General features: G+C 48.7%; 5 protein-coding genes. All 5 read right to left on the minus strand.

Annotated elements, in window-relative coordinates; all coding sequences use genetic code 11:
- Positions 1 to 123: 123 nt before the first annotated feature.
- The 5 genes from B4B27_RS14245 to B4B27_RS14265 all read right to left on the minus strand — a co-directional run bounded on the left by B4B27_RS14245 (position 124) and on the right by B4B27_RS14265 (position 4,087).
- Complete coding sequence (locus tag B4B27_RS14245; protein ID WP_290727339.1) at positions 124 to 306, minus strand: hypothetical protein; 183 nt, start codon at positions 304 to 306, stop codon at positions 124 to 126.
- A 525-nt stretch (positions 307 to 831) separates the two neighbouring features.
- Positions 832 to 1,314, minus strand: coding sequence for a hypothetical protein (locus B4B27_RS14250; protein ID WP_290727340.1), 483 nt, complete (start codon positions 1,312 to 1,314; stop codon positions 832 to 834).
- Positions 1,314 to 1,793: a hypothetical protein gene (locus tag B4B27_RS14255; RefSeq protein WP_173381114.1), complete on the minus strand. Its 480-nt coding sequence runs from the start codon at positions 1,791 to 1,793 to the stop codon at positions 1,314 to 1,316. Before B4B27_RS14255 ends, B4B27_RS14250 begins: the two co-directional genes overlap by 1 nt.
- Positions 1,794 to 2,310: 517 nt before the next feature.
- The gene (locus B4B27_RS14260) at positions 2,311 to 2,763 is read right to left on the minus strand and encodes a hypothetical protein (RefSeq protein WP_290727342.1); all 453 of its coding nucleotides are present in this window, start codon (positions 2,761 to 2,763) and stop codon (positions 2,311 to 2,313) included.
- 100 nt (positions 2,764 to 2,863) lie between these two features.
- Positions 2,864 to 4,087, minus strand: coding sequence for an IS256 family transposase (locus B4B27_RS14265; RefSeq protein WP_290727343.1), 1,224 nt, complete (start codon positions 4,085 to 4,087; stop codon positions 2,864 to 2,866).
- Positions 4,088 to 4,104 lie beyond the last annotated feature (17 nt).

The following is a 4,104-nucleotide window of genomic DNA, read 5'->3' on the forward strand; positions in this document are numbered from 1 at the left end:
AGAAAGAAATTTACATCTTCTCGTTTGTCGCCTGAAAGTTCGCAATCAAATCCTGGTTTTCGGGGCTATCGAACAAATGTTCGATAGTAAAATCTTTGGTGTCGATGACGGAAAACTCGACAATCATTTGCCGGAAGCCTCCAGCAGCAGGCGGCGGTCTTTTGCATGCTCATCGGCAATCCACTTCTCGAACTGTTCGACTTCCTTATCCAACTTGGAATGGTCGGGCCTGCGAGAACTCGAAAACAGAGCGAACACATCGCTCTTCTTCAGCATCTGCCTAAATTCCTGTGAAATCACTCGCATGATAGACCTCCACAATTAATATACATTTTTATAGACCATTTCGCAATATGCAACCCACGGAGACTCCGTTTCGGCAAACATAATGCACATTTGTTCACCATCAAATATAAACAAACAGAATCGGTCTGTCAATAGGTCAGAGAGATTTTTTCAACTATTTGTACAATTACGGACGTTCCCCGACCAGGGTCGGGGGCGGGCTCTCGCGGCATAAAATTGCGGCCTCACGCCGCAATTTTTCCGCCTAGAGGGCCGAGTGCATTTGACAAGCGGCCCTCCCGGCCCTTCGGGCTTCCATCCCTAACGCAGGCCACAGCCACTAAGGCAACTTCCCAAAGAGGATAACTCCACTAAGGACATAAATGTCCAAGTGTCGTATAAAGTTGCCAAGTGGCTGGAGGCCTAACGTGAGATGCGGACGTCAAGAAGCCTATCTCATCGGATTCTTGTTACTTTTCTTCATTTCAAACAAACTAACAATGCGGAGAAAATTTCAAATTAGTCTAACTAGACCGCAAGCCGAGGTCAAGACAGCGACGACTCATACTTGCTTTTATGGAAAGCGACAATCTTGTCGATAGCCTCTCTAGAGCGTTTCACGTTCTTGTGGCATTTTTTGAAACACTCGTAGCGTGCCTTGCACGAATACTCGTAAAGCGAATTATATGCAGCGGATACATCTGCCGTAAATCCGTTTCTAGAATCATCCACGACCAACCGCCTGTAAAAATGAGGCGAAGTAGGAAGCGTCGTCCTTCCAAGAAACAGCTTAAAATCCGACGAATGCCTGATTTTGCCTGTCAACGCCATCGGCTTCCCGTTATAACTGTAATAAACGGTAGCCATCTGGTAAATTTCAGCTTCTATGACATGGACCGCCGTATAGAAGCACACAGTCGCATACCAATCCGGGAAACGTAGGCCATTATCGTCGGAAAGTTTAAAAATTTCATCTACAAAAGCGAGATTTGACGCAGCCTGCGCCTCGTGTTCGATAAAAGTCGGCATTAGACAATCTTCCTGTAGAATGGAAAGTCGGACTCTACCGAATTCATATCTACAGAGCTTTTTTCAACGCTCCAGACACAAACCGGGTGCCCAGGATTACGTTTGGCGAAAGAAAGTTCGACTTCCCTCTTCAGGGCGTCAATTCTATTGTCATCTTCATCGGAAATATTTTCAGGAACATCCAGAACAAAGAACGCAGTAGGAATCGACGAAGACGGAGCTACGCCAATCCTTGCGGACGCTATGGAGTAATCAGCGAAAGATTCGTTAAATCTCTTGATAAACGTTTCCGCACACTGAATCGTATTCGACAAATCGAACTTGTCATAAAAGAGCCTATCGACAATCATATCGAACGCTTCTTTGCGCCCAATTTCCTTGCCTTCCTCAAGACCCATTTCGCGCCCCATATCAAAGGCCACAGACCAGTTCTTGTCCTCTTCGGATTCAGTCAGATTCTTCTCTTGAGTTTCTGCCATGACTCGCCAAATATACCAAATTTACAAAACGGAAACAACCATTCCCGTTGTATTACACCCTAAATATACATTCCCATTTTGTCACAAAGTGTCAAAATGAGTTTTTTCTGTAAAAAAAAACACGACAGAGGGGCGTTAGCCCCTCTGTTGTGTTCCTTCTACAGAATCTCCCCTAGCAGCGGGCGATAATCCAGTTCTCACCCCCTCTTCCCGATGATGCACGGGGGAATCAGCCCGGCATTGTGAATGGAATCCCGCTGGTCGACGACGGCGCGGCTGATATTATTGAGTTCAGGGCGTTCCCCGGCCAGGGCCGGGGGCGGGCTCTCGCGGCATAAAATTGCGGCCTCACGCCGCAATTTTTCCGCCTAGAGGGCCGAGCGCATTTGACGAGCGGCCCTCCCGGCCCTTCGGGCTTCCATCCCTAACGCAGACGCGGAACTCGAGACTTCACTTCTTTTTTTACCACAAATACCCCAGCGGGTTAGAAAAAAGCAATCATCACTCATCACAAGTTTTATTTTTCCATGTATTCAAGAAATCTTTTGCCCATAGGGGTTACGCCGGCACCTGATTCATCAGGTTCATCCGATTCTTTGAATATCATAAAGGAACCTCTTTTATCGTATCCCGACAAATCAGAACAAAAGACCAAGCCCAATTGTTCTAATTGTGTAGCAAAGAATCTGAACCGATATTTCTCTAATGGAAAATCCGTATTATTTTTTGAATACAAATTATAAAAATTCGCCCATGAATCAATTGTTTTCAAAGAACTTTCAAATTGATTCATAAAATTCAAGATTATTATTTCCTGCACATTTATTTTAGCAAGAGCATCTACAAACAATCTTTCATCAGAGTCTTCATATTCAAGCCGTTTTTGTAACACACTCTTATAAATTTCCGCAACAGATTTGCGCTTTTGAATTGTGTTAAGAGAATGCACCCTATTAAGAATATCAATCATCAAATTAACATAACTATCCGAAGTCAGATATTCTTTAGTGATTAAATTTTTCGGTAGTGTCAAGGGTTTTTCGCAAAAATAGTTTGTTCCAACATCAGATTTAGGCTACATTTCCTTTCTTTCTGCTCTTTTCCAGTTCCCGTTTCAGTTCGTTTTCCTTTTCCTGCTCGTATAGGTGTTTCATGTTCAGGTACCTCTTGGTGCCCCATTCCTTCGAAGCGACATGCCTTAGCCTTGCGCAGACAAGCATAAGGGCCGATTCCCCGTCCGGGAAGCAGCCGACAACACGAGTCCTTCTGCGTATCTCGCGATTCAGCCGTTCGAGGATGTTGTTCGTCCGGATATTGCGCCAGTGCTGGCTGGGGAACTCGAGGTATGTCAGCGTTTCGCCAACTCCCTTAGCGTACATGTCCGCGGCCGAGTTCAGCTTCATCTCGCGCAACTTGCGTTCAACGTCCTTGACCTTGGCTAGCGTGGCTTCGCGGTCCTCCTGGGCGTAGGTGGCCTTGAGCAGGGCGGCCACTGCGGCGAACTTGTTGCGTGGCACCTTCGTGAACACGTTCCTGAAGAAGTGAACCGTACAGCGCTGCCATTTGACATCCGGGAAGACCTCCGATGCGGACTCCAGGAAGCCCAGGTGCTTGTCCGAGGTGAACAGCCGCACCCCCTTCAAGCCGCGTTCCTTCAGGCCTAGCAGGAACGATTTCCAGCATTCCTTGCTCTCGCTCGCACCTTCCGCCGCGCCGAGGATCTCGCGGTAGCCATCGCCGTTCACGCCTATGGCCACCAGCACCGACACGCTGGTCATCTCGCCGCCCCAGCTGCGCTTCAAGTAGATGCCGTCCACGAACACGTAGGGGTATTCCCCGGTGAGCGGGCGGTTACGCCACTCCTCGATCTTGCCGTACACCTTCTGGTTCAGGTTGCTCACCGTCGAGGCACTTACGCGGGAGCCCCACAGAAGCTCGGTGACGTCCTCCACGCGACGCACGGATACGCCTGCCAGGTACATCTCGATGAGAGACTCCTCCACGGACGATTCCCTGCGTCGGTAGCGCTCTATGATGGCTGTCTCGAACGGGGCCAGGCGCAGTTTCGGGACGGCGATGTCGAGCTCTCCCGCACCCGTGAGCAGTTTCCTGTGGTAGTGGCCGCTGCGGTAGTTCCTGCGGCCTTCGGAGCGTTCGTGCTTTTCGGCATTGCAGAGGTCTGCCGCCTCCTCGTCTAGCATGGCGTTGAGCGTGTCTTCGACTGTGCCACGGATGAGCGTTTTTAGGTCGTCCTTGAGGCCGGCTTCGTCGATTTTGATTATATTTCTTTCCATAGGATGGTCCTTTTTTT

The sequence above is a fragment of the Fibrobacter sp. UBA2449 genome (assembly GCF_002342555.1).
GTDB lineage: Bacteria > Fibrobacterota > Fibrobacteria > Fibrobacterales > Fibrobacteraceae > Fibrobacter.

Bases quoted from the DNA above. Each gene is read 5' to 3' on its own strand.
- B4B27_RS14260 (WP_290727342.1), bottom strand. From the start codon at position 2,763: ATGATTGATATTCTTAATAGGGTGCATTCTCTTAACACAATTCAAAAG.
- B4B27_RS14245 (WP_290727339.1), bottom strand. From the start codon at position 306: ATGCGAGTGATTTCACAGGAATTTAGGCAGATGCTGAAGAAGAGCGAT.
- B4B27_RS14255 (WP_173381114.1), bottom strand. From the start codon at position 1,793: ATGGCAGAAACTCAAGAGAAGAATCTGACTGAATCCGAAGAGGACAAG.
- B4B27_RS14265 (WP_290727343.1), bottom strand. From the start codon at position 4,087: ATGGAAAGAAATATAATCAAAATCGACGAAGCCGGCCTCAAGGACGAC.
- B4B27_RS14250 (WP_290727340.1), bottom strand. From the start codon at position 1,314: ATGCCGACTTTTATCGAACACGAGGCGCAGGCTGCGTCAAATCTCGCT.